Annotated in this window: 12 protein-coding genes; 7 read left to right on the top strand and 5 right to left on the bottom strand. The window is 62.5% G+C overall.

Features of this window, described 5'->3' with window-relative positions; all coding sequences use genetic code 11:
* Positions 1–101: 101 nt before the first annotated feature.
* Genes rimP through infB form a run of 4 tightly spaced genes read left to right on the top strand, consistent with a single transcriptional unit; the run spans position 102 to position 6,014 of the window.
* Entirely contained in the window at positions 102–884 is a 783-nt protein-coding gene (gene rimP, locus CHU95_RS05990; RefSeq protein ID WP_094454734.1) for a ribosome maturation factor RimP, read from the top strand.
* A 30-nt stretch (positions 885–914) separates the two neighbouring features.
* On the top strand, positions 915–2,411 hold the full coding sequence (nusA, locus tag CHU95_RS05985) for a transcription termination factor NusA (protein WP_094454732.1): 1,497 nt from the start codon (positions 915–917) through the stop codon (positions 2,409–2,411).
* Between the two features lie 32 nt (positions 2,412–2,443).
* Positions 2,444–3,142 carry an RNA-binding protein gene (locus tag CHU95_RS05980; RefSeq protein WP_094454730.1) on the top strand — a complete coding sequence of 233 codons (699 nt, stop codon included), beginning with the start codon at positions 2,444–2,446 and terminating at the stop codon, positions 3,140–3,142.
* 49 nt (positions 3,143–3,191) lie between these two features.
* Positions 3,192–6,014: a translation initiation factor IF-2 gene (gene infB, locus CHU95_RS05975; RefSeq protein WP_094454728.1), complete on the top strand. Its 2,823-nt coding sequence runs from the start codon at positions 3,192–3,194 to the stop codon at positions 6,012–6,014.
* A 132-nt stretch (positions 6,015–6,146) separates the two neighbouring features.
* On the opposite strand, the gene CHU95_RS05970 is transcribed toward infB, so the two are convergent.
* From CHU95_RS05970 to CHU95_RS05950, 5 genes are all read right to left on the bottom strand, one after another.
* Positions 6,147–7,208 carry a translation initiation factor eIF-2B alpha/beta/delta subunit family protein gene (locus tag CHU95_RS05970; RefSeq protein ID WP_094454726.1) on the bottom strand — a complete coding sequence of 354 codons (1,062 nt, stop codon included), beginning with the start codon at positions 7,206–7,208 and terminating at the stop codon, positions 6,147–6,149.
* A 53-nt stretch (positions 7,209–7,261) separates the two neighbouring features.
* Entirely contained in the window at positions 7,262–8,974 is a 1,713-nt protein-coding gene (locus CHU95_RS05965) for a methyl-accepting chemotaxis protein (RefSeq protein WP_094454724.1), read from the bottom strand.
* A gap of 246 nt (positions 8,975–9,220) precedes the next feature.
* Positions 9,221–10,081, bottom strand: coding sequence for a flagellar motor stator protein MotA (gene motA / locus CHU95_RS05960; RefSeq protein WP_094454722.1), 861 nt, complete (start codon positions 10,079–10,081; stop codon positions 9,221–9,223).
* A gap of 130 nt (positions 10,082–10,211) precedes the next feature.
* Complete coding sequence (gene aroB / locus CHU95_RS05955; protein WP_094455124.1) at positions 10,212–11,333, bottom strand: 3-dehydroquinate synthase; 1,122 nt, start codon at positions 11,331–11,333, stop codon at positions 10,212–10,214.
* Between the two features lie 31 nt (positions 11,334–11,364).
* On the bottom strand, positions 11,365–11,922 hold the full coding sequence (locus tag CHU95_RS05950; RefSeq protein WP_094454720.1) for a shikimate kinase: 558 nt from the start codon (positions 11,920–11,922) through the stop codon (positions 11,365–11,367).
* Between the two features lie 260 nt (positions 11,923–12,182).
* Here CHU95_RS05950 and CHU95_RS22355 point away from each other — a divergent pair, with 260 nt between their 5' ends.
* Genes CHU95_RS22355 through CHU95_RS05940 form a run of 3 tightly spaced genes read left to right on the top strand, consistent with a single transcriptional unit; the run spans position 12,183 to position 15,048 of the window.
* Complete coding sequence (locus tag CHU95_RS22355; RefSeq protein WP_165772037.1) at positions 12,183–12,320, top strand: hypothetical protein; 138 nt, start codon at positions 12,183–12,185, stop codon at positions 12,318–12,320.
* On the top strand, positions 12,304–14,037 hold the full coding sequence (locus CHU95_RS05945) for a hypothetical protein (RefSeq protein ID WP_094454718.1): 1,734 nt from the start codon (positions 12,304–12,306) through the stop codon (positions 14,035–14,037). Before CHU95_RS22355 ends, CHU95_RS05945 begins: the two co-directional genes overlap by 17 nt.
* Before the next feature lie 3 nt (positions 14,038–14,040).
* Entirely contained in the window at positions 14,041–15,048 is a 1,008-nt protein-coding gene (locus CHU95_RS05940; protein WP_094454716.1) for a site-specific tyrosine recombinase XerD, read from the top strand.
* Positions 15,049–15,123 lie beyond the last annotated feature (75 nt).

Genomic DNA, 15,123 nt, shown 5'->3' with positions numbered 1-15,123 from the left:
GCTGGTCTGCTTTGCGGGTGGGCCTTTGGCCCGCCTTTTTTGTTTATCTGGGCTCTGCTTATCCGGCGCTGGCCGGTGTGGCGGGTGGAGTTTGAACGCGAATGGACGTGCTGGAACGCATTGGTGGCATTATCACCCCCTCGGTCGAGGCCATGGGGTATGAGATTGTGCGCCTGCAGATTTCCGGTGGGCTGCGCCCGACGCTGCAGATCATGGCCGACCGTGCTGATGGCGGCGCTATGACTGTGGATGATTGCGCCGACATTTCCCATGCGGTTTCCGCCCTCCTTGACGTGGAAGACCCCATCACCTCGGCTTACACGCTGGAAGTATCCAGCCCCGGCATCGACCGCCCTCTGACCCGCCTGAAAGATTTCGAACGGTTCAAGGGTCTTGAAGCGCGGGTTGAGACAGACCTCCCTCTGGATGGGCGCAAGCGCTTTCGCGGCGTGCTGTACGGTGTCGAGGGTGAGAATGTGCTGATTGCACTGGACTCCAAAACGGCCCCAGCGCCTAAGCGCAAGCCAGGTGCGAAAGTTTCGGCCAAGGCCAAGCCAGTGGAAACCGATCCTGGCATGGTGGAGGTTGCTGAAATCCCCTTCGCGCAGATCGCGAAGGCCAAGCTGGAACTGACCGACGAGCTGCTGAGCATTGCAGCCGCTGAACAGGGCTTGGCGGCGGGCACCGAAGGGGGGCAGATGGATGTGGACGACACGGCCAAGCCCGTAAAGCGTCCAAAGTCGGCCCCGGCCAACGTGAAGGCCGATAAGCCGTCCAAAAAGAAGGGCCCGGGGCGTTTCGCCCGCAAGGGACAGAGTGACGAACAGGATATTGTGACCACCGATGGCCCCTCCGACGCCGATGCCGGCGCCGGGGTGGTCTGACGACCAGGATAGAAGGCAGGGTTCGCCAGGATGGAACTGCTTCAAGTAGCCGACGCGGTCGCCCGCGAGAAGAATATCGACAAGGAGCATGTGCTCGAAGCCATGGAGGAGGCCATCAAGAAGGCTGGCCGCTCCAAATATGGTCACGAGCACGACATCCGCGCCCGGATCGACCGCAAGACCGGCGATATCCATCTGACACGCCACATGGAGGTGGTGGAAGAGGTGGAGAATGAGGCCGTGCAGGTGACGCTGGCCAAGGCGCGCCGCAAGAACCCGAAGGCGCAGATCGGTGACTTCATTGTCGACCCGCTGCCCCCGATCGATTTCGGCCGTATCGCTGCCCAGACCGCCAAACAGGTCATCGTGCAGAAAGTGCGCGAGGCGGAGCGTGAGCGTCAGTACAACGAATATATCGACCGCAAGGGCGAGATCGTGAACGGTCTGGTCAAGCGTGTCGAATATGGCAATGTCACCGTCGATCTGGGTCGCGCCGAAGCGGTGCTGCGCCGGGACGAGTGTCTGCCGCGTGAGCATTTCAAGACCGGCGACCGCGTTCGTGCCTACATTTATGACGTACGCAAGGAACCACGCGGCCCGCAGATCTTCCTGTCGCGTACCCATCCGATGTTCATGGCCGGCCTGTTCAAGGCCGAGGTTCCGGAGATTTACGACGGCATCATCGAAATCAAGTCGGTGGCCCGCGATCCGGGCAGCCGCGCGAAGATTGCGGTTATCTCTAAGGACAGTTCCATCGACCCTGTCGGTGCCTGCGTTGGTATGCGCGGTTCGCGTGTGCAAGCCGTTGTTGGTGAATTGCAGGGTGAAAAGATTGACATCATCCCCTGGAAACCCGATCCGGCCACCTTCGTTGTGAACGCACTGGCCCCCGCCGAGGTGGCCAAGGTCGTTCTGGATGATGAAGGCAACAAGATTGAAGTTGTGGTGCCCGACGATCAGTTGTCGTTGGCCATCGGTCGCCGTGGGCAGAATGTGCGTTTGGCGTCCCAGCTCACAGGCTGGACCATCGACATCATGACTGAGGCTGAAGAGCGCGAGCGCCGTCAGACGGAATTCTCGTCGCGGTCGGCCCTGTTCATGGAGGCCTTGGACGTTGACGACATGATCGCCCATCTGCTGGTGAATGAAGGTTTCACCTCGGTTGAGGAAATCGCCTATGTCGATCTTGACGAACTGACCCGGATCGAAGCGTTCGACGAGGATGTGGCCGCTGAGCTACAGAACCGCGCCGTGACTTTCTTGGAACAGCAGAACGAGATCCTGGAAACCAAGCGCCGCGAACTGGGTGTGGAAGACGCTGTCGCCAATATCGAGGCACTGTCGCCCTCCATGCTGGTGAAGCTGGGTGAAAAGGGCGTGAAGACGCTTGATGACCTGGCCGATCTGGCCGGTGATGAGCTTCTGGACATTATCGGCAAGGACGCGATGACACTGGACGAGGCCAATGAGGTAATCATGGCTGCCCGTGCACATTGGTTCGCCGACGAGGAAGGGGCGGAAGGCTAAGGCCTATCCGTCTGGTTATTGGGGATTGTGGCATGAGCACCGGCACCGATACGACGCCCGGCTATCCGCCGGAACTCGATGCCGAGGCGCAGGCCGACGAACCAGAGGTCGTGGCGGGCCGTAAAAGTCCGCTACGTCGCTGCATCGCCAGCGGGAAGGTCCAGGACAAGGCGGGCATGATCCGTTTTGTGGTAGGGCCGGACCAGCAGGTCGTGCCCGATGTGGACGAAACCCTGCCCGGTCGCGGGCTGTGGTTGACGGCTGATGCGGGTTTGGTTGAAAAGGTCCTGACCAAGGGTTTGTTCGCCAAAGCCGCACGGCAGAATGTAAAGCCGGTGCCGGATCTGTTGACGCTGACGCGTCGGTTGATCCGGCGTCGGGCGCTCGGCCTGATTGGCCTTGCCCGTAAGGGCGGTGGAGCCATTGCGGGTTTCGAGAAGGTACAGGCTGCATTGCGTTCCGGGTCCATAGGCCGGGCAGGCGGTGCGGGACAAAAGAGTGTAGGGTTGTGGTTGGAGGCAAGCGACGGATCCGACGATGGTCGGACAAAGTTGCATGCCTTGGCGCAGGCGCTGGGTGTGCCGCTGGTCGAAGCATTCGACCGGTCGGAACTAGGGGCTGCTCTGGGCCGGGACGAGGCGGTTCATGCGGTGTTGGCGGCGGGTCCGCTGGCACAGCAGGTGCGTCGCGAAGTGGCACGGCTTTCCGCCCTCGGCGGAACGGCCGCCTGAGTCTTTGGGCGGGCGTATTAGGTTTCAACGGCTTACTGTCGGATTAGGGATGAGCGATACCAACGACCAAAACCGCGACAAAAAGGTGCTGACCCTGGGTGGTCGCCCGACGCTTGGACTGGGTGGGGCCAATAAGCCAAAGCCGGCGGCCCCGGCACAGCCAGTGGCGGGTGGCGGCGCAGGCGCGTCCGGCACCGTGCGCCAGAGCTTCTCGCATGGACGCGGCAAGGAAGTGGCGGTCGAGGTCAAGCGCAAGAAGACCTTCGAAAAAGGTGCCATTCCCGGTGTGGCCGATGGTGGCGCTGCCGCACGGCGTGCTGCCGAGGGGGCGGCCGGTGGCCGTGGCCCGCAACCGCGTGGCAACGCTCCCCGGCAGCTCAGCGACGCCGAACGTGAGGCGCGTATTCGCGCCCTGCGTTCCGCTGCTGAGGCTGAAGGCGAAAGGGCAGTGCAGGAGGCAGCCGAGGCGGAAGCCCGCGCCATTGCCGAAGCGGAAGCGGCCGTCGCCGCCGAAGCGGCAGCGCGTGCTCGTGCTGAGGCGATTGCCCGTGCCGAAGCCGAGGCGGAAGCCCGCGCTTCCGAACCGTTGGACGAGGACACGGTCCGTCGTCGCGAACTCGAAGAACTTCGCGCTATTCAGGAGGCCGAGAAGGCCGCTGTGGCCGAAGCCGAGCGTAAGCGCAAAGAAGCAGAAGACGCCCGCAAGGCTGAAGCTGCGACACGGGCCGAGACCAGCCGGTCGCGCCATGCGGCGCCCGCAGCGCCGGACGATGATCGTTCAAGCCGTCCCGCCGCCGCCCGTCCTGCCACCACGACACAGGACCCTGCCACGGCCCGTGCGCCCGTTGGTGTTCGCCCGCCCGCCGATTTCGACGAAGAGGATGGTGGTGCCCGCCGTGCTAAGCTGGCTGGTGCCGGCAAGGCTGCGGCCAAGGTGCCTGCTGCCCCTGTCAAGGCCAAGGTCGACGACAAGCGTCGTGGCGGCAAGATGACCATCTCCCAGGCTCTGTCGGACGATGAAGGCCGCCGCGGTCGCTCCATGGCCGCTGCCAAGCGCGCCCGTGAGCGTGAACGTCTGCGTATGTTCGGCCGTCAGGAAGCTCAGAAGGTTACCCGCGACGTCATCATTCCCGAAGTCATTACGGTCGGCGATCTTGCCAACCGTATGGCTGAACGCGGCGCCGACGTCGTGAAGACACTGATGCGAATGGGTGTGATGGCCACCATCACCCAGACCATTGATGCTGACACCGCCGAGTTGGTGGTACAGGAACTGGGCCACCGTCCGATCCGCGTCGCGGAAAGTGACGTGGAAATCGGTGTCAAGGGCGATCAGGATCGCAGCGAAGATCTGAGGTCGCGCCCGCCTGTTGTGACGGTCATGGGCCATGTCGACCACGGCAAGACTTCGCTGTTGGACGCCCTGCGCAAGACCGATGTCGCCGCCCGCGAGGCCGGTGGCATCACCCAGCATATCGGCGCCTATCAGGTGCAATTGAAGTCCGGGTCGAAGATCACCTTCATCGATACACCGGGTCACGCGGCCTTTACGGAGATGCGTGCCCGTGGCGCCAACGTCACGGACGTGGTGGTTTTGGTTGTGGCTGCCGATGACGGTGTCATGCCGCAGACGATCGAAGCTATCCGCCATGCCAAGGCAGCGGGTGTGCCGATCATTGTCGCAATCAACAAGTGCGATCTGCCTTCTTCCAAGCCGGAACGCGTCCGCCAGGAACTGCTGCAGCATGAACTGGTTGTGGAAGATATGGGCGGTGAAGTTCTGGATGTTGAAGTCTCCGCCAAGGCTGGCCTGAACCTGGACAAGCTGGAAGAAGCCATTCTTCTGCAAGCGGAAATCCTGGAGTTGAAGGCCAATCCAAACCGCACCGCCGATGGTGTGGTGGTCGAGGCGAAACTGGACAAGGGCCGTGGCCCGGTCGCCACTGTGCTGGTTAAGCGCGGCACCCTGCGGGTGGGTGATATTGTGGTGGCCGGCTCAGAATGGGGTCGTGTCCGCGCGCTGGTCAATGACCGCGGCGCCAATGTTGCCGATGCCCCGCCGGCCATGCCGGTGGAGGTGTTGGGCCTTGGTGGCGTGCCGCTGGCCGGTGAAGAAATGGTTGTGGTCGAGAGCGAAAGCCGCGCCCGCGAGATCACCGAATATCGCGCCCGCAAGAAGCGTGAAGCTGAAAGCGCCAAGTCTGGCCGTGGTTCGCTGGAACAGATGTTCAAGCAGATCCAGGCCGGCGAAGCCAAGGAACTGCCCATCGTCATCAAGGGTGACGTGCAGGGTTCGGTGGAGGCCATTTCCGGCGCTCTGGAGAAGTTAACGGCCGAGAATACGGAAGTGAAAGTCCGCGTGCTGACGTCCGGTGTGGGCGCCATCACGGAAAGCGACATCACCCTGGCCAATGCGTCCAAGGGCATGGTTGTGGGCTTTAACGTCCGCGCCAACCCGCAGGCCCGTGACATGGCCAAGCGTGACGGTATCGAAATCCGTTACTACTCGATCATTTACGACATCATTGATGACGTAAAGCAGATGCTGACTGGCATGCTGTCGCCGACATTGCGGGAGAAGTTCCTGGGCAACGCCCAGATTCTGCAAGTCTTCAATATCACCAAGGTTGGCAAAGTTGCTGGTTGCCGCGTGAGCGAAGGTATTGTGAAGCGCGGCGCCAAGGTTCGCCTGCTGCGCGACAATGTCGTCATTCACGAAGGTACGCTGAAGACCCTGAAGCGCATGAAGGACGAAGTTCGCGAAGTGCGCGAAGGGTTCGAGTGCGGTATGGCCTTTGAAAACTACGACGATATCCGCGAAGGCGACATCATCGAAGCCTTTGAGATGGAAGAAATCGCCCGCGCCCTGTAACCAGGTCACGGACGGCAGATAGTAAAGGCCGGCGCCTGAAAGGGTGTCGGCCTTTTTGTTTCCAGGCAAGGAGCCACAGTAAAGCAGGGGGTGGGAGCACTGGGCGGACCCGATCTCCATTCGGCCAGATAGTCAGGCGTCATTGGCTGCCGGCAGTTCGCCATAGGACAAGGGTTCATGGTCGGGGAACCGGTCCAGCAGGGCTTCCGCTTCCGCAGCCACCGGTCCCCGGTCCGTGATAAAACTGCTGATCAATGCCAGGGGCAGAATATCCATGCCGGATGCGGTGATGGTGGCCGGGCCCAACGCCTGCCAATTGATCGCGGATGCGGGCAGACAGACATGAAGTGGGATCCCCGCAGATCGGGCGGCCCGCGCAAGTTCGCCGATGCCGGTGGATGCCATGACATCGCCCCGCGCGCTGGCGCGTAATGCCGCAACAAACAAACGCTCGACCACCCCTCGGCTTACCAAGTCGAGTGCTCCCTCCAGGTCGCACGGGCTATGGGGTATGCCAGCCTCCACCATCTCCCAAGCCGCCAAGGCACCGATCGTCACCACTTGCGGCGGGGCGATATCATCGCCCAGTACCCCGCCGGTGGCGCGACGCAAATCCACTTGCTCCTGTGCCAAAAACAGGCCGGCTGACGCAGCCCCCCAACCGACAGAAGAAAGCCAGCCCGGCTCGGAAGCCAGCAGCACGGTTTGCGGTTTGCCGTCGCCGCCGCCTGCACCGACACGGCGCAGAAGGCCCATGGCGTGTCGCCCAATGGCCAGATTGCTGGCTAGTTCTTCTATGGCGATGGCATCCGCTTCCATATAGGCGCGTTGCGCACGTTCCATTGGTGGGGTGACGTCCAGCACCTCCCGCATCCGGTCCAGCACGCCTCGAAGGCGCGGGCAACGAGGGTCGGTGGCCGCCAGGGCGTGCCACGCTGTCATGACCGGAACAATGTCAGGATCGCGCCGCGCGGCCAGCGCCAAGCCATAGGCGGCCAACACGGAAACAAGACCCGGCCCACGTGCCACGCCACCTATGATGGAGCCTAACACGTCGCCCACGCTGGCCAACCGCCGGACCACACATTGTGCCGGCAGGGCGGTCTGATCAATCAGTTCCACGCCCCAGCCATCGTCTGCCAGCCATATCGACTGGTGCCGTGTATATCGGCGGGGTGAGGAGGCAGCGGGCATGGTGGTCCTGTTTCCGTTTGCGCCCACACCATGAACCGCTGCCGCCGCGCGGGTCAAGCCGCCTTGCCATACCTAAATGCACGGTCCCCCTGTCGGGGCGGTGAGGCAGCCGACAATTGTTCAACGAACCCCTGCACGTCTCGCCGAAGTGTGCCTGCCTGTCCCGCAACGCCATCAGCAGTTCCGGTAACCAATCGCGCCGTATCGCCCGTTTCACCTGCCACAGCGACCAGCCCATCCAGATCCTGTCGGATATCCTCCGTTCCGACGGCAGCTGCCTGGACATTGCGGGTAATCTCGGCCGTGGCCGCAGCCTGTTCCTCCACAGCCGCGGCGATAGCGCCTGTCATGCTGCGTATCTGATCAATGGCAGTCACGATAGCGCCAATGGCACCAACCGATCCGCGTGTCGCTGCCTGTACCCCTTCGACACGCCGCCGGATATCCTCCGTCGCGGATGCCGTCTGTGTTGCCAAGGCCTTCACTTCAGACGCGACGATGGCAAACCCCCGCCCAGCTTCACCAGCCCGGGCCGCCTCAATCGTGGCGTTCAGGGCCAAAAGGTTCGTCTGGGCCGCAATTCCGTCGATCAGATCCACAATCTGCCCGATCTGAGCGACATTGTCGGCCAGGGCTGCAATGTCACCGGCCGTCCGCTGAGCGCCATCGGCCCCATCACCGGCCAGCGCTGCCACCTGCGCTGATTGGCGACTGATCTCTCGGATACTGGCTGCCAACTGTTCGGTCGCGGCCGCCACGGTCTGCACATTGGCGCTGGTACGGTTGGAGGCCTCGGCCGCAGCACTGGTTCGTGTGGCCGCACTGGTTGCGACTCGCTGTAATCCCCCTGCCTGATCCTGTAAGCCCCCCGCATTGCCGGCCAGTTCAGCGACGATGGCCTCCGTTCGGCTTACAAACTCCTTCACCAGCTTTTCCCGGTTGGCGCGGCGGGTGGCAATCGCGGCCTCCGCCTCCTGCTGTTCGCGGGCCAAGCGCTCCGCCCGGTCCATGCCATCACGGAATATGGCCACCGCCCGTGCCATTTCCCCAATCTCGTCTGTGCGGTCGGTATCGCCAAGCGGGACCTTCAAATCATTGGCCGCAAGCCTGCCCATGGCCCCGATCAGCCGGTTCAACGGCGATGTAACACCACGCAGTGCGACCACTAGCGACAGGCTAACCCCGCCCAGCGTGCCGAGAAGCGCCGTCAACGATAAGATCCAGGTGGTCAGCCTTTCCAGCGCGTGCAGCCTCACCGTCAGCGCTGATACAGCCTCCTCAAGTCGCGCAATATAGGGATCGGTCTGTTCTGACGCTGTGCGTTCGGCGCTGCGAAGCTTGTCCCGGAACAGGGTATGGGCCTCCGCCGATTTGCCGTCCAGTGCAAGGGCCCGAACCTCCCGCAGGGTCGTGACAACCGGTGTCTGGCTTGCGGCGATGGCTGCGGGGTTGGTTCCCGGCACGGGAGGGGGAAGGGTCTGCATCTTGGCCACCGCTGCTTCCATACTGTCCAGTCGCTTGTCGAAGCGACTGACGATGCCAGCCCGACCATCCGCAGGCTCAAAAATCAGATTCAGGGCATCCCGCTGCAACGCGCGACTGGTCGATCGCAACTCGCTGGCGGCGAGGGCCGCTTGATTGGCCTGGATCAAGGCGTCGGTCGCGTCGGTGACGCGGGCCTTGGACCAGAGGGCTGTCATGGTTACAGCCAGGGCAACCAGTGTCAGAATGGCTACCGGAGCCAGGATCTTCATCGACAGACGCATATTTCCGCTCCCTTGTTGACGCAAAGCCACAAGAACAAAGGGAAAAACCGGGGCCGCCAAGTCGATGCCGGCCCAGGGTGCAGATTTTCTGATGATGAATGAGGATACACCGGTCGAGTGATCGGGAAAGGGATTTCCCGATGCCACTCTTTGTAAATCCTGAATTACCCGCTTTTATCCGGTTTAGAAATTCGGCGGGAGAATGAGGGAGTTAAGCCCGCCCTTCATTCCAGAAGGTCGTCCAGGTTAGTTGATCTGGGAAAGGATTTCTTCCAACTCATTGAAGTCGGGCATGTATTCTGTCGGCACCTTTTTTCGTGCCGCTTCAATGGACACCTGTGGCGCATAGCCACCCAGATGCGCCACGATCGCCGTCTTGATCACGCCATAGAACATGCTGTCCTCTTCGGCGATGCCTTTCAAGCGGCCGGCAATCGGTGCTGCAAGGCAATAGGCAAGGAAGATACCCAGGAAGGTGCCCACAAGTGCGCCACCGATCAGCTTGCCCAATACTTCCGGCGGTTCGGTGATCGAGGCCATGGTCTTGATCACCCCGAGCACCGCCGCCACGATGCCCAGTGCCGGCAAGGCGTCAGCCAGACCCTGGATGGCATGGGATGAATGCTGATCCTCATGCTTCATCTTGTCGATTTCCTGCTCCATCAGGCTTTCCATTTCAATCGGGTTATCAACACCGATGGAAAACATGCGCAGGTAATCGGCGATAAACTTCACCGTGGTATTGCTTTTCATCACGGCGGGATAGGCGTTGAAGATATTGCTTTCCAGGGGCTTTTCGATGTGCTGCTCAATGGCCAGCACGCCCTTGCTCTTCATGGTCTTCAAGATCTGGTAGAGCAGGGACAGAAGCTCGATATATTCCTTTTTGTGGAATGGCGAGCCTGCGAAGATTTTCTTGATATCCTTGCCCGACGCCTTGACCGTGTGCGCTGAGTTGGTGATCAGGAAGGATGACACGCCCGAACCGCCGATGATCATGATCTCTTTGGGCAGGGCTTCGATGATGATGCCCATCTTGCCGCCAAAGATCACATAACCGCCGAACACACAGAAAAACACGCCGACAAGGCCGATGATGGCGAACATGCGCTACCCCGGAATGGTGGGTCCCGCCCTGGACCGATGTGCCAAAGTAAACCAACGGCTTGGCAAAACCAACCCAGCATAGGGATGGGTATGTGTAAGGTGTGGTCGGGGTAGCGCCCCCAACCTTGCCTTACCCGGCCAGAGAGGCAGCCAGAACCGTCTTCACATCCGCCAGCGCTACGTCGGCGCAGCGGAACGCCTTGCCGATACCACGGGCCAGGATGAAGGTCACACGGCCATCCTTGACCTTCTTGTCCTTGGCCATATGCGCCGCCAGCATCTCAGCGGTCCAGGTCCCGCCACCCAGGTGGGCCGCCGATACTGGCAAACCGACAGAGGCCAGATGGGCCTTGACCCGCGCCAGGTCGCTGGCCGGGCACAATCCCATGCGCACCGACAGGTCATAGGCCATGACCATGCCGATTGCCACCGACTCTCCGTGTAGCAATGTGGCGCCATACCCGGCTTCTGCCTCCAGCGCATGGCCGAACGTATGGCCCAGGTTCAACAGTTCCCGCAGGCCAGATTCTTTTTCATCCTGGCCGACAATATCGGCCTTGGAAGCGCAAGAGACACGGATTGCCTCTGTTAAGAGCCCATCATCGCCATCAATCAGCGCTTTGCCATTGGCTTCCAGCCAGGTGAAAAAATCCGGCCGGTCGATCAGGCCGTATTTCACGACCTCGGCATACCCGGCCAGCATTTCACGGCGCGGCAGGGTCTTCAGGCTGTCGGTATCGGCCAGTACCAGTCGTGGCTGATGGAAGGCCCCGATCAGGTTTTTGCCATGGCGGCTGTTGATGCCGGTCTTGCCGCCCACGGAACTATCGACTTGAGACAGAAGCGTGGTGGGCACCTGGATAAAGTCAATCCCGCGCAGGGCAATCGCCGCCGCGAAGCCGCCCAGGTCACCCACGACACCCCCGCCCAGCGCCACAAGGACCGTTTTGCGTTCAATTCCCCGCGCAAGCAGGGCGTCCATGACCTCGCCCAGCTTCGCCATATCCTTGCTGGATTCTCCCGATGGCACCACGATCGGGTCCAGCACCCTGGCCCCGGCGGCGCGCAAACTGTCCAGCAATGGCGAGAGGTGCAGGTCGGCGACGGCGCTGTCGGTTAGGACGACCAGCGGTCGATTGCCAATGGCGGCCCGGATCAGGGTGCCGGCATTGGTGATCAGACCCGGTCCGATGTGAATGTCATAAGAACGCTCGCCCAGGGCGACGGGGACGATGGTGGTCGAACGGGTCATGATCAGTTCCAGCAATCTTTGGTAATGGTGTTCAGGCTGCACTGCTGTCGGCATCACCCAGCCAATGGCGAAGGGCGGCAATGACCCGGTCGGTCGTCACATCGGGCGGGCTGTCATCGCTGTCGACGGTCAGGTCAGCCTGGGCATAAACGGGGTAGCGTAAATCCATCAGTCGGGCCAGCACAGCCCGCGGGTCGCCCTGACGCAACAGCGGCCGGTGATCGCGCCGGGCTGTGCGGTGAACCAGCAGGTCCAGGTCGGCTCGCAGCCAGATGGATATTCCGCGCTCGCGGATTACCTCACGGGTGGCTTCATCCATGAAAGCACCACCACCTGTGGACAGAACCTGCACGGGCTGGTCGAGTAGTCGAGCGATCACCCGACGCTCGCCATCACGAAAACCTGCCTCCCCGAACCGATCAAATATCTCCTGTATGGTACAGCCGGCGGCCCGCTCTATCTCATGATCAGCATCGACAAAGGGCAGGCCCAGCTTGGCGGCCAGGCGTTTGCCGATGCTGGTCTTGCCGGCACCCATCAGTCCGATCAGCACCAGTGTCTTGGGGATTGGCAGCACCGTCACGGACATAGGCTTCTAAGGTCCAGCTTGCCGGCCTCACGATAGGCTTAGCCGGGATGGCGGATGGTGGCGCGATTGCCAGCCCCCGACGCGGGCGCTATGGTTGCTCGCAAGGCCACCGGAACGGAGTTTTCCATAGCACGAGGGGGTGGGTCCACCCAACCCTGAGAGCCAAGGGAAAAGCGGAACCGAACCCGGTTGTCGACGCATGGCTGGACCCTCCACCCATGCGGAACACCTGTCATTCTGCGGTCGGGAACCTATTTTCCATGAGCATGCTGTTGAAAATTCTGCTGCTGGTCATTGTGCTTGTCGGTGTTGGCGGTGTCGCCGTCCTTGCCAGCGTTGACCTGCCCGCCCCTACGCAGCCAGTGGAACGGGTGATCCCGAATGACCGCTTCAAGTAACCGGTACCGTTTTGCCGGGTTGATGGCGCTGGCATTGCTCGCGCCCGGTGCCCTGGCACAGGATATACCGGCACCGACCGGGGCGCCGATCTCCCTGTTGCCATCCCCGCAGCCCCTGGAGCCAACGATCGAACCGGCTCCCGTACAGGCGGCTGGTGAAGATGTGGTCGCGCCGGTGCCCGCCGGCGACGCCCGCATCCCCCGTGGGGTGATGGTGGAGGAGTTGAAGGCCCAGGACCCGGAACTGGCTGGCACGCTGGGCCCCGACAATGGCGGACTGCCGCCCGACCTGTGGCGGGAGTTACCGCGCGCCGATGTCGAGGCGTTAGTTGCCGGCATTCCCGCTGGCTTGACCAGCCCGGCTCTGCGCCATGCCGCCAGCAGCCTGCTGCTAACCAGCGCCGATGGTCTGGGCAGCGGCGAAAAGACCCGCGATTTTGCGGCTCTACGGGCCGAAGCGCTGTTGCGTATCGGCGATGCTGACGGGGCCGATAGTCTGCGCAATGTCGCCCCCGCTGTTTTGTCGGACGAAGGCGCGGCCCTGGCCTGGCTGGAGATGCAGTTTTTTGCCGGCAACCGTCAGGCGGCCTGCGATCAGGCCCCAGGTCTGCTGTCGCGCTTCCAGCATCCGGTCTGGCAGAAATGGCATATCATCTGTCAGGTTGCCAACGGCCAGACCGACGCTGTTTATCTCACCTTGGATCTGATGCGCGAACAGGGCGACAAGGATGACCTGTTCGCCCGGTTGGCTGAAGGGGTGGTGGCCGGCACCAAAACCCCGGTGAGGGGTGTACTGGAACCGACGCCCACCCAACTGGCTCTCATCCTGGTTTCCGGTCGGCCCTTCCCGCCGGAAACCAAGGTGTCGGGTCCGGGGCCATTGACCGCGCTGGCCCGGTTGACCAGCCTGCCCCTGCCGCAGCGCCTTGCCGCCGCGGAGCGGGCCTTGGCCCTGGGGGGACTGAACGGTGCCGGGCTGCTGTCGATTCATGAAAGCGTGCCGGAACCGGATGCCAAGCTGTTGACCCTGGCGGCGGCCAAAAAACCCACCCCGCTTCTGCGGGCCCAGGTGCTGAAGGCACTGCGGGCCGAACCGACACCGGCGGCCAAGGCGGGGCTGTTCAAGGTCGCTATGCTGGCCAGTTCGGCCGAACAGCAGGCGGGGGCCTATGGCGCTCTCCTGCTGGAAGAGGCGCGGCAATTCCGCCTGACGGTAGGCTTTGCCTCCATCGCCCCCCTGGTTGCCCGTCTGCATCTTTTACAAGGGGAAAAGACGGCGGCCCTCCCCTGGGTCAATCTCGCCCGTGATGATTTCAACGCTGGCAAGGATGAAGGTGCCTTTGCCCGGCTTTGGCCGCTGGCCGCCGCTTATGATCTGGTCCGGGAGACGGATTTCGACCGCGCCCGATGGATCAAGGACCTTGGCGGTGAGGCGGCACGCGATACGGCCGACGGCGTGCTGATCCTGCTGTCTGCCCTGCATGGCGGCAAGGATGCTCCCCTACCGCCGCTCGCCGACGGCTCCGCCCCACCAGGACAGGTCAAGGGCGCAGTGCTGCTGGATGCCATCAATGCCATGGGCAAGGACGGGCCGGTCGGTACCCCGGCCCTGGATATGGCCGAAATCCTGACAAACCTCAGCCGCGCTGGTCTGCCCGATCAGGCCCGCCGCATTGGGGCGGAGGCCATTGCCGGCCTGCTGCGGCCGGGGGCGTAAGTCATGGCAGAGGCGGGCATCAAGTCGGTGACCAAACCTCGGCCCGGTCGTCCGCGCAAGGCGGCAGCGCCGCCCCCGCCTTGGGTCGATGCCTTTCTGGACATGATGGTGGCCGAGCGCGCCGCATCCGCTAACACCCGTGACGCCTATCGTCGTGACCTTGTGGATGTGGCGCATTACCTGACGCAGGCCGGGCGGGCACCGCTGGACCGCGCGTCCAGCGATGATCTTCGCGCCTATCTGGCGCATCTGTCGGCCGATCGCATCAAAGCGAAATCCGCTGTCAAAACCGTTGCCCGGCGCCTGTCCTCTTTGCGCCAATACTACAAGTTTCTGGTATCCGAAGGGCAGCGCGCCGAAGACCCGGCCAGTGTGCTGGATACCCCCAAACAGGGGAGGTCGCTGCCCAAAATCCTGACCGAAGCCGATGTGGCCGCCCTGTTATCGGCTGCGGCCACCCTGGGCGCGCCGGAGGGGAGGCGGCTAAACGCCTTGCTTGAGGTGCTGTACGCCACGGGCCTGCGCGTATCCGAACTGGTCGGCCTGCCCATGAACGCGCTAGGCCGCGACGGGCGGGCCCTGACCGTACGCGGTAAGGGTGGCAAAGAACGGCTGGTGCCCCTGTCTGCCCCGGCGCGGGATGCTATTGCGGCCTATCTGCCCGATCGGCCGTTCTTCATGACCAAGGGGCGGGAGACCAGACAACAGGCCTTCCTGTTTCCATCGCGCGCCACATCTGGTGCCTTGACCCGGCAGCGCTTCGGTCAATTGCTGAAGGACCTTGCGATCAGGGCAGGGCTGGACCCGGCCAAGGTCAGCCCGCATGTCCTGCGCCATTGCTTCGCGACCCACCTTCTGGACCATGGCGCCGATCTGCGGTCAGTACAAAAGATGCTGGGCCATGCCGATATCGGCACGACCCAGATCTATACCCATGTGGTCAGCGAAAGACTGCGCCAAACGGTGGAACAGCATCACCCGCTGTCAGCAACCAAGCGACGGGTCCGGTAGCGGGGACCATCCAACGCAACAATGTGCAACAGGCGGCGGTCGCCCGTTTCATGGATGTCGCATATGAGGGGCCGC

It is taken from the genome of Niveispirillum lacus, assembly GCF_002251795.1.
In the GTDB taxonomy this organism is placed as follows: domain Bacteria; phylum Pseudomonadota; class Alphaproteobacteria; order Azospirillales; family Azospirillaceae; genus Niveispirillum; species Niveispirillum lacus.
The sequence above is the reverse complement of the archived record's forward strand: the minus strand, read 5'-3'. Positions and strand labels throughout refer to the sequence as shown.

What these genes read in the sequence shown, in the direction of transcription:
- rimP (WP_094454734.1), top strand. Translation starts at nt 102, where the DNA reads ATGGACGTGCTGGAACGCATTGGTGGCATTATCACCCCCTCGGTCGAG.
- nusA (WP_094454732.1), top strand. Translation starts at nt 915, where the DNA reads ATGGAACTGCTTCAAGTAGCCGACGCGGTCGCCCGCGAGAAGAATATC.
- CHU95_RS05980 (WP_094454730.1), top strand. Translation starts at nt 2,444, where the DNA reads ATGAGCACCGGCACCGATACGACGCCCGGCTATCCGCCGGAACTCGAT.
- infB (WP_094454728.1), top strand. Translation starts at nt 3,192, where the DNA reads ATGAGCGATACCAACGACCAAAACCGCGACAAAAAGGTGCTGACCCTG.
- CHU95_RS05970 (WP_094454726.1), bottom strand. Translation starts at nt 7,208, where the DNA reads ATGCCCGCTGCCTCCTCACCCCGCCGATATACACGGCACCAGTCGATA.
- CHU95_RS05965 (WP_094454724.1), bottom strand. Translation starts at nt 8,974, where the DNA reads ATGCGTCTGTCGATGAAGATCCTGGCTCCGGTAGCCATTCTGACACTG.
- motA (WP_094454722.1), bottom strand. Translation starts at nt 10,081, where the DNA reads ATGTTCGCCATCATCGGCCTTGTCGGCGTGTTTTTCTGTGTGTTCGGC.
- aroB (WP_094455124.1), bottom strand. Translation starts at nt 11,333, where the DNA reads ATGACCCGTTCGACCACCATCGTCCCCGTCGCCCTGGGCGAGCGTTCT.
- CHU95_RS05950 (WP_094454720.1), bottom strand. Translation starts at nt 11,922, where the DNA reads ATGTCCGTGACGGTGCTGCCAATCCCCAAGACACTGGTGCTGATCGGA.
- CHU95_RS22355 (WP_165772037.1), top strand. Translation starts at nt 12,183, where the DNA reads ATGAGCATGCTGTTGAAAATTCTGCTGCTGGTCATTGTGCTTGTCGGT.
- CHU95_RS05945 (WP_094454718.1), top strand. Translation starts at nt 12,304, where the DNA reads ATGACCGCTTCAAGTAACCGGTACCGTTTTGCCGGGTTGATGGCGCTG.
- CHU95_RS05940 (WP_094454716.1), top strand. Translation starts at nt 14,041, where the DNA reads ATGGCAGAGGCGGGCATCAAGTCGGTGACCAAACCTCGGCCCGGTCGT.